The 13,115-nt window shown below is 60.2% G+C and carries 13 protein-coding genes; 3 read left to right on the top strand and 10 right to left on the bottom strand.

Annotation, left to right across the window (positions count from 1 at the left end):
* Positions 1 to 2: 2 nt before the first annotated feature.
* The 3 genes from zwf to ACR0MO_RS13600 all read right to left on the bottom strand — a co-directional run bounded on the left by zwf (position 3) and on the right by ACR0MO_RS13600 (position 5,141).
* Positions 3 to 1,448, bottom strand: coding sequence for a glucose-6-phosphate dehydrogenase (zwf, locus tag ACR0MO_RS13610; protein WP_170454185.1), 1,446 nt, complete (start codon positions 1,446 to 1,448; stop codon positions 3 to 5).
* Between the two features lie 164 nt (positions 1,449 to 1,612).
* Positions 1,613 to 3,856, bottom strand: coding sequence for a phosphoenolpyruvate--protein phosphotransferase (gene ptsP / locus ACR0MO_RS13605; RefSeq protein WP_170454187.1), 2,244 nt, complete (start codon positions 3,854 to 3,856; stop codon positions 1,613 to 1,615).
* 46 nt (positions 3,857 to 3,902) lie between these two features.
* Positions 3,903 to 5,141, bottom strand: a complete 1,239-nt coding sequence (locus ACR0MO_RS13600; RefSeq protein WP_170454189.1) for an aspartate kinase — start codon at positions 5,139 to 5,141, stop codon at positions 3,903 to 3,905.
* A 165-nt stretch (positions 5,142 to 5,306) separates the two neighbouring features.
* On the opposite strand from ACR0MO_RS13600, the gene ACR0MO_RS13595 reads away from it, so the two are divergent.
* The gene (locus ACR0MO_RS13595; protein WP_170454191.1) at positions 5,307 to 5,663 is read left to right on the top strand and encodes a hypothetical protein; all 357 of its coding nucleotides are present in this window, start codon (positions 5,307 to 5,309) and stop codon (positions 5,661 to 5,663) included.
* On the opposite strand, the gene ACR0MO_RS13590 is transcribed toward ACR0MO_RS13595, so the two are convergent.
* The 5 genes from ACR0MO_RS13590 to ACR0MO_RS13570 form a co-directional block, all read right to left on the bottom strand.
* Positions 5,657 to 6,295 carry an SDR family NAD(P)-dependent oxidoreductase gene (locus tag ACR0MO_RS13590; protein WP_170623707.1) on the bottom strand — a complete coding sequence of 213 codons (639 nt, stop codon included), beginning with the start codon at positions 6,293 to 6,295 and terminating at the stop codon, positions 5,657 to 5,659. The two genes, ACR0MO_RS13595 and ACR0MO_RS13590, sit on opposite strands and share 7 nt — an antisense overlap.
* A 3-nt stretch (positions 6,296 to 6,298) precedes the next feature.
* Positions 6,299 to 6,754 carry a DUF1178 family protein gene (locus ACR0MO_RS13585; protein WP_170454195.1) on the bottom strand — a complete coding sequence of 152 codons (456 nt, stop codon included), beginning with the start codon at positions 6,752 to 6,754 and terminating at the stop codon, positions 6,299 to 6,301.
* A gap of 71 nt (positions 6,755 to 6,825) precedes the next feature.
* Positions 6,826 to 7,296: an NUDIX hydrolase gene (locus tag ACR0MO_RS13580; RefSeq protein WP_480891739.1), complete on the bottom strand. Its 471-nt coding sequence runs from the start codon at positions 7,294 to 7,296 to the stop codon at positions 6,826 to 6,828.
* 121 nt (positions 7,297 to 7,417) lie between these two features.
* The gene (locus ACR0MO_RS13575) at positions 7,418 to 8,161 is read right to left on the bottom strand and encodes an EcsC family protein (protein WP_480891736.1); all 744 of its coding nucleotides are present in this window, start codon (positions 8,159 to 8,161) and stop codon (positions 7,418 to 7,420) included.
* Between the two features lie 53 nt (positions 8,162 to 8,214).
* A complete protein-coding gene (locus ACR0MO_RS13570; protein ID WP_480891734.1) occupies positions 8,215 to 8,709 on the bottom strand; it encodes a GNAT family N-acetyltransferase in 495 nt (164 codons plus the stop codon).
* Between the two features lie 72 nt (positions 8,710 to 8,781).
* Here ACR0MO_RS13570 and ACR0MO_RS13565 point away from each other — a divergent pair, with 72 nt between their 5' ends.
* The gene (locus ACR0MO_RS13565; RefSeq protein ID WP_170454202.1) at positions 8,782 to 9,387 is read left to right on the top strand and encodes a flavin reductase family protein; all 606 of its coding nucleotides are present in this window, start codon (positions 8,782 to 8,784) and stop codon (positions 9,385 to 9,387) included.
* A 133-nt stretch (positions 9,388 to 9,520) separates the two neighbouring features.
* On the opposite strand, the gene ACR0MO_RS13560 is transcribed toward ACR0MO_RS13565, so the two are convergent.
* Positions 9,521 to 11,155, bottom strand: coding sequence for a SulP family inorganic anion transporter (locus ACR0MO_RS13560; protein WP_170454204.1), 1,635 nt, complete (start codon positions 11,153 to 11,155; stop codon positions 9,521 to 9,523).
* 215 nt (positions 11,156 to 11,370) lie between these two features.
* Between ACR0MO_RS13560 and ACR0MO_RS13555 the strand changes: the two genes are divergently transcribed.
* Positions 11,371 to 12,243 (top strand): S-methyl-5'-thioadenosine phosphorylase, encoded by an 873-nt coding sequence (locus tag ACR0MO_RS13555; protein WP_480580297.1) that lies wholly within the window; start codon positions 11,371 to 11,373, stop codon positions 12,241 to 12,243.
* A 5-nt stretch (positions 12,244 to 12,248) separates the two neighbouring features.
* On the opposite strand, the gene ACR0MO_RS13550 is transcribed toward ACR0MO_RS13555, so the two are convergent.
* Entirely contained in the window at positions 12,249 to 13,112 is an 864-nt protein-coding gene (locus ACR0MO_RS13550) for an alpha/beta hydrolase (protein WP_480891730.1), read from the bottom strand.
* Positions 13,113 to 13,115 lie beyond the last annotated feature (3 nt).

Genomic DNA, 13,115 nt, shown 5'->3' with positions numbered 1-13,115 from the left:
TCCTAACCTCCGATCTGACGCCAGCGGCGTCCATCGCGATGCATCAGCATCAGTGCTTCTTCCGGCCCCGAACTGCCCTGATCATAGCGTGACGGGCGGTCGCCGCGTTGTTCCCACCCCTGAATGATGGGATCGACCCAGGCCCAGGCGGCCTCGGCCTCGTCCCCCCGCATGAACAAGGTCTGGTCGCCACGGATGACGTCCATAATCAAGCGCTCGTAGGCGTCCGGGGCGCTGGCATCGTCGCCCAGCGCGTCGGCAAAGCTCATATCCAGCGAGACGTCGGACAGGCGGAAGCCGCCCGGACCCGGGTCTTTGATCGTGGTACGCAGGGTGATGCCTTCATCCGGTTGCAGGCGGATCACCAGTACATTGCCGCGTAAAGGGCCGACATTGGGGAAAATCGTATGGGGCGGGTCGCGGAAGAACACCGCAATCTCGGATTCGCGCGCCCGCAGCCGTTTGCCCGTGCGCAGGTAAAACGGTACCCCGGCCCAGCGCCAGTTGCCCAGATGGACCTTGAGCGCGATGAAACTTTCGGTGCGGCTGGCCGGATCGCCGACGTGGTCGACATATCCGCCCTCGCCCTTATCCGCACGGTACTGGCCGCGTGCGATGTCTTTGGCATCAACCGGCTCCAACGCCTCGATCACCTTGACCTTTTCGTCGCGCACCGAGTTTGGCGAAAACTTCGAGGGGGGTTCCATCGCGGTCAGACACAAAAGCTGCACAAGGTGGTTCTGGATCATGTCCCGCATGGCGCCGGACTGGTCGTAATACGCGCCGCGCCCTTCGACCCCCACAGTTTCGGCCACGGTGATCTGCACATGATCAATATGGGTCGAGTTCCAGAGCGGCTCGAACAGCGAATTGGCAAAGCGCAGCGCCATCAGGTTCTGCACCGTTTCCTTACCCAGATAATGGTCGATGCGGTAAATCTGATGCTCCTCGAAACAGGCGCGCAGACCTTCGTTCAGCGCCTTGGCCGAGGCCAGGTCATGACCAAACGGCTTTTCCACCACGATACGGCTGTCGGGTGTCGCAAGGCCCTGATCCTGAAGGCGCTTTGCGATCCCCGAAAACAGGCTTGGCCCCACCGACAGATAGAACGCGCGGACCACATCCTCGCGCAAAGCGGACTTTAGATCATCCCAGCCCGCCGCGCCCAGAGCGTCCACGGGGACATATTCGACCCGCTCAAGAAAGCGGTCCAGCGTGGCCTTGTCAAAGCCGGGCGCGAATTCGTCCATCGATTTGCGCACCTGATCCCGGAACGCGGCGCTGTCCATATCTGACCGCGCTGTGCCGATGATCCTGGCGTCTTCCGGCATCTGGCCCACCTGGAACCGATGATAGAGGCCCGGAATGATCTTCCGCTGCGCCAGGTCGCCTGTCGCACCAAACAGCACCAGGTCGAACGGATCCACCGGAATTACGCGAGACACCATGGCAAGGTTCCTTTCGAATTCTCTGTCGTCAGCTTAGCACGACCGGCTTTTTCGGCACGAAGCGCCCAAAACGCGAAACTGTTATCGCTAACATTTAGGGCGTCAATAGAAAGGCCGCGCAGAAAAATCAAGCTTGGATTTGCGGAATGCGACAGGTTTTCCACCTATGGCTGGTTACGCAGCCACTCCATCACCGATGGCCTTACGGATTGCTCACCCCTGTGGCGCGCATCCGCGATGATCTTGCGCACATCCTGCAGGTTCGAGCGCAGAAGAAGGGTTTTGACCGGCCCGATCGAAGCTGGACGCATCGACAAGGTCCGAATCCCCATGGCCGCAAGACACAGCGCCTCGACCGGACGCCCGGCATCCTCACCACAGAAGCTGAGCGGGGTGTCCGAGATATCGCAGCGTTCGACGATACGCTCGATAAAGCTGAGGAAGCTGACATTCAGCGTGTCATAACGGCGGCGGACCAGTTCGTTTTCGCGGTCGGCAGCAAAGAAAAACTGCTTCAGATCATTGCCGCCGATCGAGATGAAATCGACCTCGTCAAAGAATTTCTGCGGCGCAAAGCCCAGCGAGGGCGTTTCCAGCATCGCGCCTACTTCCAGCGTTTCGGGCAGCACGTGACCCAGACGCTTTTCCCGCTCGATGGTCTTGTTGACTTCCCACCGGGCCTCGCGGAATTCATCGGCCTGCGCAACGAAGGGAAACATGATCGTCAGCGGCCGCCCGTTTGCAGCGCGGATCAGCGCCTGCAACTGCATCCGCATCACGCCGCGTTTGTCCAGCCCAACGCGGATCGCGCGCCAGCCCAGTGCCGGGTTCGGCTCGGCCACGTGTTTCATGTAAGGCAGAACCTTGTCCGAGCCGATGTCGAGCGTGCGGAACACCACACGCTTGTCGCCCGCCGCATCCAGCACGCGCTTGTATTGCGTCACCAGTTCGGACCGTTTGGGCATCTGGTTGCGGACCAGAAACTGCAACTCGGTCCGAAACAGCCCCACGCCTTCTGCGCCCGAATTGTCCAGCGACGGAAGGTCCGCCATCAGGCCCGCATTCATGACCAGATTTATCCGCGCGCCATCCTGCGTCACGGTTGGCGTTTCCCGGATCGAGGCATAGCGTTCCTGCGCTTTGGCCTGCATTGCGATCTTGTCGCGGAAGGCGCTGACTACAGTGTCCTCGGGGCGCAGGTGCACCACCCCCTGATCGCCATCGACAAGGACATGATCTCCGTTCAAAGCCTCGGTCGTGATCCGACCCACATGCACGACCAACGGAATCGCCAAGGCCCGCGCCACAATGGTCGCGTGACTGCCGACAGATCCTTCTTCCAGCACGATACCTTTCAGCGAGCGGCCATATTCCAACAGATCACCAGGGCCGATGTTGCGCGCCACCAGAATCGGATCGGGCGGCAGGTCGGAACTGTCGGTTTTGCCCTGCCCTGTCAGAATGCGCAGCAACCGGTTGCTGAGGTCATCCAGATCGGCCAGCCGTTCCCGCAGATACGGGTCGGTCACCTGACCCATACGGGCACGGGCCTGCGATTGTTCCTTTTCCACCGCTGCCTCGGCGCTGAGGCCAAGCGCGATGTCCTCTTCCATCCGGCGCATCCAGCCTTTGGAGTTCGCAAACATCCGATAGGCTTCCAGCACCTTTAACTGATCCGAGTCGCCGCCCTGAGAAATCTCGAGCATCTTGTCGACGCCAACACGCAGTTCTTCGACCGCTTCGACCAGACGTTCACGCTCGCGATGCGGATCGTCGGCAATCGGGTTGGTGACCACCACGCGGGGTTCGTGCAGCCAGACATGGCCTTCCGCCGCCCCTTCCTGCGCCGGTCCGCCCCGCAGCAGAACAGATTGCTGGTGCAACGGCGACAGGGCCGCGCCCTCGCCGACAAAGGCGCCAAGTTCGGCCATTTCGGCCAGTACCATGGCGACAACTTCCAGCGCATATACCTCGTCCGAGGAAAACTCGCGCGCCTCGCGGGATTGCACGACCAGCACGCCCAGCTTCTGACCAAGCCGCTGCACCGGGACACCCACAAACGAGGAATACCGCTCCTCGCCGGTTTCGGGCATGAAACGGAAGCCCTTGGCCGACGGCGCATCGGCCGTATTCACCACTTTGCCGGATTTGGCGACGCGCCCCACCAGACCTTCGCCCAGCCGCATACGGGTCTTGTGAACCGCCTCGGGCGACAGACCTTCGGTTGCGCAAAGCTCAAGGGTTTCTTCGTCCCGGAACAGATAGATCGAGCACACCTCGCGCTGAATGCTGTCCGCAATCAGTTGCGTGATCCGGTCAAGACGTTCCTGACCGGCGGCCTCGCTCGCCATTTCTTCGCGCAGCCGCCCCAGCAGCTTGCGGGATTCTGTTTCGGTGCCGTCCGCCATGGCCCACCCAAATTAGCGTGTCAGGCGAAACCTTTGGCCGATCAGCTTAGGCCGCCTTGTCCAGTTCAAAGGCATCATGCAGTGCCTGAACCGCAAGTTCCATGTATTTCCTGTCGACCAGCACGGAAATTTTAATCTCAGAGGTTGTAATAACCTTGATGTTGATCCCCTCATCCGAGAGCACCTTGAACATCTTGGCCGCCACACCCGATTGCGAGCGCATACCGATTCCCACAACCGAGACCTTGCAGACATCGTTATCCGCAACCAGTTCGGCATAGTTCAGCTCGCCCTTTTCCTTGATCGCCAGCAGCGCCTTTTCGGCACGGGCCACCTGATCGGTCGGGCACGAGAAGGTCATGTCTGTGCGCCCCTCGTCCGAGATGTTCTGCACGATCATGTCCACATTCACGCCCTCATCGCTGAGCGCAGTGAAGATGATCGAGGCGATACCGGGGCGGTCGGCCACCGATACAACGGTCATCTTGGCTTCGTCGCGGGAATAGGCCACACCGGCCACAACATTGGATTCCATGATATCCTCCTCGTCGCAGACCAGTGTACCGGCCTCGTCGGATTGTTCCTCAAAGCTTGAGAGAACGCGTAATTTCACCTTATAGCGCATCGCCAGCTCGACCGAGCGGGTTTGCAGAACCTTTGCGCCCAGCGAGGCAAGTTCCAGCATCTCCTCGAACGAAATCCGGTCCAGCTTGCGCGCCTTTTCACAGATGCGCGGGTCGGTCGTGTAGACGCCGTCCACATCCGTGTAGATATCGCAGCGCTCGGCATCAAACGCGGCGGCGAAGGCCACAGCGGTCGTGTCCGACCCACCGCGACCCAGCGTTGTGATACGGCCTTCCGGGCTGATGCCCTGAAACCCGGCCACAACGGCAACCTTCATGCCCTCACCAAACTTCTGGTTCAGGTTATCGGTCGGAATTTCCTCGATCCGGGCGGCGGAATGCGCCCCGTTGGTCAGCAGCGGCACCTGCCAGCCCTGCCAACTGCGCGCCGGAATATCCATTTCCTGCAAGGTCAATGCCATCAGGCCAGCGGTCACGTTTTCACCCGAGGACACCACGGCATCATATTCGCGCGCGTCAAACAGGGGCGAGGTTTCGTTGACCCAACCCACAAGCTCATTGGTCTTTCCGGACATGGCCGAAACGATGACGATCACGTCGTATCCCTTGGCCACTTCGACGCCCACGCGTTTTGCAGCGCGGCGGATGCGGTCAAGGTTGGCGACCGATGTGCCGCCGAATTTCATTACGAGTACGGGCATGGGGGCTGGTGTCTCCGCGCCTTGGACTTATGGTTCCGTGCCTCATATGCGAGGGGGGGAACAAGGGCAAGGGCGCAAACAGGCTTTGCCTGCGACGCAGGGCCGCTTTACAATGGGCAGGCGCGGTGTCAGCCTGCGCATCGCAATCATTCCAAGAGGTTATTCATGCTCCGTCTTGCCGCTGCCTTCGCCCTTTTGTCCTCTGCCGCCACGGCTCAGGTTACAAGCCTGGCTGGAACCGATGGTCAGAACGCATTGGGCACAATCCCATGCGCCGCAAACGCCGGAGATCCGCTGAAAACCTGCAATGCCGAACTGCGCCGGCGCGACGATGGCAGCGCAACACTTGCCGTTGGTCTGGGCAATGGCGAGGTGCGCAACATCTATTTCACCGATGGCATTCCCGATTCCAGCAGCTCAACCTCGAAACTCACCTATGAGACCCGCGGCGATTTGCTGGTGATCTTCATCGAACCCGGTGAGGTTTACGAACTGCCCAAGGCGGCCCTGAACACTCAGTAGGCGTGCGCCTGCCCGTCATAGGTTTCAAAACACCCCGATGTATCCAGCGACAAGCTGTCGAAACGGTCAATCAGGCCGGATACGGCCTGATCCAAATGGATGTCTGCGGCCGATCCGCCCATATCCGTCTTGACCCAGCCGGGGTGATAAATTCCAACCGCAATACCGTCCGAGCGCAGATCGGTGGCCAGGTTCCGGCCCAGGTTCAGCACAGCGGCTTTGGAAGACCGGTAGATATAGCTACCGCCCGGCGCACGTGTGTGTGACGCCATCTGAGATGAAATGATCGCAATCCGACCCCGCGCCGCACGCAGGTTCGGCAACAGCGCCTGAACGGTCAGAAACACACCGGTCACATTTGTCGCAAAGCTCTGCGCCCACATCTCGGCCGGGTAGCCATCAATGCCCTGCCCCTTGTCCAGATAGACCCCTGCATTGCAGATCAGCAGATCCACCGGCTGTCCCTGCAAACGGTCCGCCATGGCGCTGTGGTGCGCGGGGTCAGACACGTCCAGACGCATTTCGGCACTGTCGTCCCGCGCCGTCCCCGTCACCTGATGGCCGTCGTTACGATACTGATCTGCCAGCGCTTTTCCGATACCCCGATTGGCCCCGGTAATCAGGATATGCATGTCTCAGTTGGTCTTTCTGCTGGGAACAAAAGGAAGCGGCGCAACTGGTACACCATCTTCGATCAGGGCCTTCGCCTCATCCGGTTTGGCCTCACCATAGATCGCCCGATCCGGCGCTTCGCCAAGATGGATTTTCCGCGCCTCGCTGGCAAAATCCTTGCCTACGTAATCCGAGTTTTCCTCGACCTTGCGCCGCAACTCAGCCAGCACCTTTTGGACATCGGGCGCGGGGGTTGCCACGCTGACATCGTTCTGCGCCGGCGCCGGAGCCTCTGGCTGTTTCGCAGCGCTGCGTGCAGGACGAACGCGCGGCGTCATGATCGCCTTCTCCACCTGCGCGCTGCCACAAACGGCACATGTCACAAGCCCCGCCGCCGCAAGCTTGTCATACGCTTCCGCTGACTGAAACCAACTTTCGAAAGTGTGGCCTTCACGGCATTTCAATGCGTATTGAATCATGGTCCGTCCAAAAATCGATTGCCGAATAGATACCGACCGACAAGGCAATATCAAGCCCCTCTGGCCGCCCTTCAATGCAGCCGAGGCTTAAAGTCGCGCAAAATCGCGGCAAGTTCAGGTGACGCAACCTTTGCGGCCGCTTTTTTGGGCGAGAACCACTCTCGCCTGCGCTGCCCTTTCTCGGGAAAATTCCGAGCAACGGATTTTACGTATAGCGGGAAAACATCCACCATACACAGCGCTGGCCCTTTCCTGGCGCGCAGTTTGACAAAGGGAAATTGCCCCAGTTTTTGCGGGCTGCACCGCCCAATGATACCGGCTTCTTCCCAGGCTTCCTGCGCGGCGGTCTCAGCCTCGGACAGCCCCTGCATCAGCCAGCCTTTTGGAATGATCCACCGATGGGTTTGGCGCGTCGTTATCAAAAGAACTTCAGGCCGCCCTTTCTCGATCCGGTAGCACAAGGCGGCTGCCTGCGGCAAAACCGGAAGATTTCCGGTGCCGTGCAACAGATCGGATGAAAGCCGGGCATTTATCGCTGCCAATCCCTTCCGCCATGAGGGTCATGCCTGTCTGCCAGACCGCCGGTTTTTTATCCTATTTTGCGGCCCTTACGTGTCTGGATACCACATAATGACGCTCAAGCCAAGGAACAGGCGGATTGGCCTACATTCTGGCCGACAGTTTCCGCACCAGTTCGTCATGTGGAATATCGGCGTCAATGGCCAGTCGGCGCAGGCCGAAATGCACATGAGCGATCTGCTGGTAGTAGCGTGTATAGACGTAATTGGTGCCGCCTCCGGCCAAGGCGCCCAGCACCGGTACAGACTGCGCCGCCAGCTTTTGCCCCAAGGCAATCGACAGCCGAGGTGCCACAGCAGCAATCAAGCGCTGCATCGCCGGGCCCGTCAGCGTCAAACGCACGGAAAAGAACCCCAGATCCGCGCCATCATCATAGGACAGCGGTCCAGCCGCCGACAGAACCCGAACGCAATCGAACTTGACGTTTTCCTCAGCCGGATCAAAGCCTTCCCGCGCCGCCGCCCCCTGAATAGAGCGCAGTAGCATCGCAGTCGTTGCAGGCAGTTCCATCAAAGCGGTGGACAGACCGCCCATTCCGCCCGCTGCCCCCATTGCGGTTGTCACAGCGGTATTGACCCAGGGTTTCTGATCCGGAATTGCGCGACGCGAACCCTGTGCCGCATGAATCGCCAACCACAGCGCCCGTTCCGTCGCTCCGGTCAGGCCCTGACGCACAGGGTCGGGCAATTGGTCCAGCAGAGACTCCGCCGATCCGCCCAGCGCGTTCAGCAGTTTCACTCCGGCCCCACCAGCGGATTTGTAATGTTCCGCCAGCCGGTCCAGCTCGGCCTCGGCATCTACATTTTCGACAAGAACCACGTCCTGCATCTGTGCCCTCCTGTCATGGAAACATCGGGGCTGACGAGCGCGGTTTCAATAGCTCAGCGCATCCAGCGTGTAACGGGGCCGCGCACACCGACCCACGCATCGGGGTGCAATTCCAGACCCAAAACTCGGTCCGGGTTGGTCGGTGGGGGCATCTCCACCCCGCTCAACCGGGCAAAGCCAAACCGCGCGTAATAAGGCGCGTCACCCACCAGCATGACCCGTTTCCACCCTTTGGTCTGCCCGGCCTCGACCCCGGCATGGATCAGGTATCCGCCAAGCCCTTCACCCTGATGTGTCGGGTGCACCGCCACTGGCCCCAGCAGCAACGCATCATGCGCACCCACATGGACCGGCCAGAACCGAATAGCCCCTGCCAGAATGCCCTGCCCGTCCCGCGCGACCAGTGATAACCCGGAAACCGGAGGGACATCGTCGCGCAGACGATAGGACGACAGCGCCTCGCGCCCCGGCGCAAAGCACAGGTCATAGAGGGCCTCGACCTCCCACCAATCGTCCGGCTCTTCCGGCCTGATCCCGAATTGCTGCACGCCTGCCCTCTTTTCCTTGCTGGCAATCGCCCTAGCACTTCGCTACGCCTTGGGCAAACGCTTGGAGATCAGATGTTCTATCGCCCCGAAGACGGCCACGGCCTGCCGCATAACCCGTTCAATGCCATCATCACGCCCCGCCCGATCGGCTGGATCTCATCCCGCGATGCGGATGGGATCAACAATCTGGCCCCTTATTCGTTCTTCAACGGGGTCGCCTACACGCCGCCACAGGTGATGTTTGCAACCACCGGCACCAAGCATGATCAGAACGGCGGCAAAGACAGCATTGCGAATATCGAAGCCACACAGGTTTTTTGCGTAAACGTCGTCGCCCATGCCCATCAGGACGCGATGAACGCAAGTTCAGCGGGTTTGTCAAAAGAGACCGACGAGTTTGCACATGCCGGTTTGACACCTGTCGAGTGCGAAACCATCCCATGCGCCCGGGTCGCTGGCGCGCCAGCAGCGCTGGAATGTAAACTGACCAAGATTGTCACCCTGCCGGGCGAAGCCAACAGGGTTGTATTCGGCGAGGTCACAGGCATCCACCTCCACGACGACCACATCCGCGACGGGAAATTCGACGTGACCTCATTCAAACCGCTGGCCCGGCTTGGGTATCGGGATTATTCCGTGGTCACCGAGCTATTCTCGCTGAACCGCCCCGACGATTGACGGGGTTGGGGCTCTGCCCCCGCCGCGCTGCGCGCGCCTCCCCCGGGATATTTCCAGCCAGATGAAGCAAGGGATCCTTCATTCATCTGGCCCTAAATATCCCGGAGCGCGAGGCAGAGCCTCGCATAAAGACTCAGTGCCCGCCCAGAATGCCCGTGCGAACAGAATAGTCGACGGCAAGGCCATAATCCGGGTCATCGTCGCTATCCACCATCAGGTGGCCCGCCTTGTTCAGCAGTTTGTGGCAGTCGTGGCTGAGATGGCGCAGCATCACGCGCTTGCCTGCGGCCTCATATTTACCGGCAATGTTCTCGATGGCCTGCAGGGCGGACTGATCGACGACCCGGCTTTCGGCGAAGTCCACGATCACCGTGTCGGGATCGTTGGGCACATCGAACAACTCAACAAAGCCGTCTGACGAGCCAAAAAACAGCGGGCCCTGGATTTCGTAGACCTTTGCGCCTTTCTCGGTTTCGGAGTCGCGCGTGACCGCATGGATGCGCTTGGCATTGTTCCAGGCATAAGCAAGCGCCGAGACGATCACACCGACCACAACGGCAACCGCAAGGTCTTCCATCACGGTCACGACAGTCACCAGAACGATCACAAAGGCGTCCATGGCAGGGACCTTGCGCATGATCTTGAACGAGTTCCAGGCGAAGGTGCCGATTACCACCATGAACATCACGCCCACTAGTGCGGCCAGCGGGATTTGCTCGATCAGCTTCGAGGCAAACACGATGAAGATCAGCAGGAACAGGGCGGCCGCGATGCCCGCGATCCGGGTTCGGCCACCGGATTTCACGTTGATCATCGACTGACCGATCATCGCGCAACCACCCATGCCGCCAAAGAAACCGGTGACAATGTTCGATGCGCCCTGAGCGATACATTCCTGCGAAGCTCCGCCTCGTTTGCCGGTGATTTCACCCACAAGGTTCAGCGTCAGCAGGGATTCGATCAGGCCGATGGCAGCCAGAATGACGGCATAGGGCAGGATGATTTCAAGTGTTTCCCAGTTCAAAGGCACCATCGGGATGTGGAACGCGGGCAGCCCGCCTTCGATCGAGGCCAGATCGCCGACGCGCGGCACGTCCAGGCCAAAGCCGATCACCAGCGCCGCAACCACCAGAATACCGGCCAGTGGCGCAGGAATGATGCGCGTGATCCGAGGCATCACCCAGATCACCGCCATGGTCAGCGCCACAAGGCCCAGCATGGTATACAGCTGCGCGCCCGAGAGCCACTCGCCCCCGCTCATCCCATGGCCGGTGTTTTCCATGGAACCGGGCACTTTGAACTGGCCCATCTGCGCCAGAAAGATCACGATGGCCAGACCGTTCACAAAGCCCAGCATCACCGGGTGCGGCACAAGGCGAATGAACCGGCCCCAATGCATGGCACCGGCGATGACCTGCAAAATACCCATCAGAACCACAGTCGCGAACAGGTATTCCACCCCGTGTTGCGCCACCAGTGCCACCATCACAACGGCCAAGGCACCCGTTGCGCCCGAAATCATGCCCGGGCGACCACCGATCAGAGCCGTGATCAGACCGACCAAGAACGCCGCGTACAGGCCGACCAGCGGGTGCACACCCGCAACAAAGGCAAACGCCACCGCTTCGGGCACCAGCGCCAGTGCCACCGTCAGACCCGACAACAGCTCGATCCGCAGGCGCGAGACGGTCAGCCCCTCGTCCGGAACCCAACGCAGATCGGGTTTGGCTATACGGTTGGCAAAGCTTGCCAGCATGGCTCGGGGCATGAGACGGTCCTGTGGGTCGTTATGTTCGCGCGAAGGGGGCCTTCTACCGGTTAAGCCCGGGCTGAGATACCACATTAACGGGAACCCGCTATGCATTTCTTGCATAACTTCACCCTTAGGACACGTGCACAAGACACAAACAGTTGACTGCACTTGCCAATTTGATCGCCGGGTCGCAGAACTCGGGTATCAGAAATTCAGTGCGGAGGCCGAACGTGACCCAAACAAAAATCGCCGTGATCGGAGGATCGGGTATTTATGACATCGATGGCCTGCAAAACGCGCAATGGGTCACGGTCGAAACGCCATGGGGCGCACCGTCCGATCAGATCCTGACCGGATCGCTGGATGGGGTCGAGATGGCCTTTCTACCCCGCCACGGGCGCGGGCATGTGCATTCGCCCACCGAAGTGCCCTATCGCGCCAATATCGATGCGCTGAAACGCTTGGGCGTGACGGATGTGATCTCGGTCTCGGCCTGTGGATCGTTTCGCGAGCATATGGCTCCGGGCGATTTTGTGATCGTCGATCAGTTCATCGACCGGACGTTTGCACGCGAGAAAAGCTTCTTTGGCACCGGATGCGTTGCGCATGTCAGCGTTGCCCACCCCACTTGCCCGCGGCTGAGCGATGCGTGTGAGACCGCCGGTAAGGCTGCAGGTATCAACATCCATCGCGGCGGAACCTATCTGGCGATGGAGGGGCCACAATTCTCATCTCTGGCCGAATCCAAAATGTACCGCGAGCAATGGGGCTGTGATGTCATCGGAATGACCAATATGCCCGAGGCGAAACTCGCCCGTGAGGCCGAGCTTTGCTATGCCTCCATCGCAATGGTGACAGATTATGACAGCTGGCACCCGGACCATGGCGAGGTTGATGTCACCGCCATCATCGCAACCCTGACCGGCAATGCCGAAAAGGGACAGGCGTTGGTCAAAGGTTTGCCATCCTTGTTGGGGGCCGTGCGCGTGCCCTGCCCGCACGGATGTGACCGGGCATTGGAATATGCGATCCTTACGGCCCCGGAAAAGCGCGATCTGGTCATGCTGTCCAAGCTGGACGCGGTGGCCGGGCGAGTGCTTTGATGCGCTCAGGGCTGGGGCAGCGTGTCCTGAACCACCTGCCACAGCCCATGTGACCACAAATCATCATGTGTTCCACCGATGATCAGATACAGGCTGGCCGGATCCTCGGCCAGTGACGCCAAAGCCTGTCCGTGATGGGAAGGAACGACCGTATCCGCCGAGCCGTGGAAGATCAGCGTTGGGACCTCGATATCCGCGATGATATCACGGGTGGCGAAATGGTCCTTCATCAACGCTTTGATCGGCAGCCACGGGTAACGCTCACCCGCCACGTCAACGGTTGCGGTAAATGGGGCTTCAAGCACGAGCAACTCGGCCGCTGGACGCTGCGCCGCAACGGCCGCCGCGACTCCCGTGCCCAGGCTTTGGCCATGCAAAACGACGGGTTTGCCCTGATCGTTCAGCCAGTCGAACAGTTCCAGCCCATCCGACACGAACGCCACCTCGGACGGCTCACCTGCGCTGCCGGGATAGCCGCGATAGCTGGGCGCAAGCAGTCCGTAGCCGCTGTTGAGGATTTCCCGAAGGCGCTCAGCCCGATCGCCCAGATTGCCGCCCTGACCGTGGAAAAACAACACGGTTGGCGCATCTTCGGTGACTGGCGGCGCTGACCATGCGGTCAGTTCGGTTCCATCCGACATGGGCAATGAAATGACGTCCACATCCGCCAACCCGATTGCGCCGGGTTCTGGCAAATCCCCCATCGGTTTGAACAGCAAGTTGCGTTGATTGACGTACATGTATCCGACAGCAGCCAGATACAGAACGGCGACCAAAGCAAACAAGGTGACAAACAGCCGGATCACGCGACGCGTACCGGGCGCATCGCTTGGCGCGGTGCCCTGCCCTACTTTTTGAGTTTGGTTCATCGA

Source organism: Ruegeria sp. K5 (assembly GCF_056531805.1).
Note: the sequence above shows the minus strand (reverse complement) of the source record. Positions and strands in the feature narration are given on the sequence as shown.

Excerpts from the sequence above, each read along its gene's own strand:
- zwf (WP_170454185.1), bottom strand. The coding sequence starts at position 1,448 with ATGGTGTCTCGCGTAATTCCGGTGGATCCGTTCGACCTGGTGCTGTTT.
- ptsP (WP_170454187.1), bottom strand. The coding sequence starts at position 3,856 with ATGGCGGACGGCACCGAAACAGAATCCCGCAAGCTGCTGGGGCGGCTG.
- ACR0MO_RS13600 (WP_170454189.1), bottom strand. The coding sequence starts at position 5,141 with ATGCCCGTACTCGTAATGAAATTCGGCGGCACATCGGTCGCCAACCTT.
- ACR0MO_RS13595 (WP_170454191.1), top strand. The coding sequence starts at position 5,307 with ATGCTCCGTCTTGCCGCTGCCTTCGCCCTTTTGTCCTCTGCCGCCACG.
- ACR0MO_RS13590 (WP_170623707.1), bottom strand. The coding sequence starts at position 6,295 with ATGCATATCCTGATTACCGGGGCCAATCGGGGTATCGGAAAAGCGCTG.
- ACR0MO_RS13585 (WP_170454195.1), bottom strand. The coding sequence starts at position 6,754 with ATGATTCAATACGCATTGAAATGCCGTGAAGGCCACACTTTCGAAAGT.
- ACR0MO_RS13575 (WP_480891736.1), bottom strand. The coding sequence starts at position 8,161 with ATGCAGGACGTGGTTCTTGTCGAAAATGTAGATGCCGAGGCCGAGCTG.
- ACR0MO_RS13565 (WP_170454202.1), top strand. The coding sequence starts at position 8,782 with ATGTTCTATCGCCCCGAAGACGGCCACGGCCTGCCGCATAACCCGTTC.
- ACR0MO_RS13560 (WP_170454204.1), bottom strand. The coding sequence starts at position 11,155 with ATGCCCCGAGCCATGCTGGCAAGCTTTGCCAACCGTATAGCCAAACCC.
- ACR0MO_RS13550 (WP_480891730.1), bottom strand. The coding sequence starts at position 13,112 with ATGAACCAAACTCAAAAAGTAGGGCAGGGCACCGCGCCAAGCGATGCG.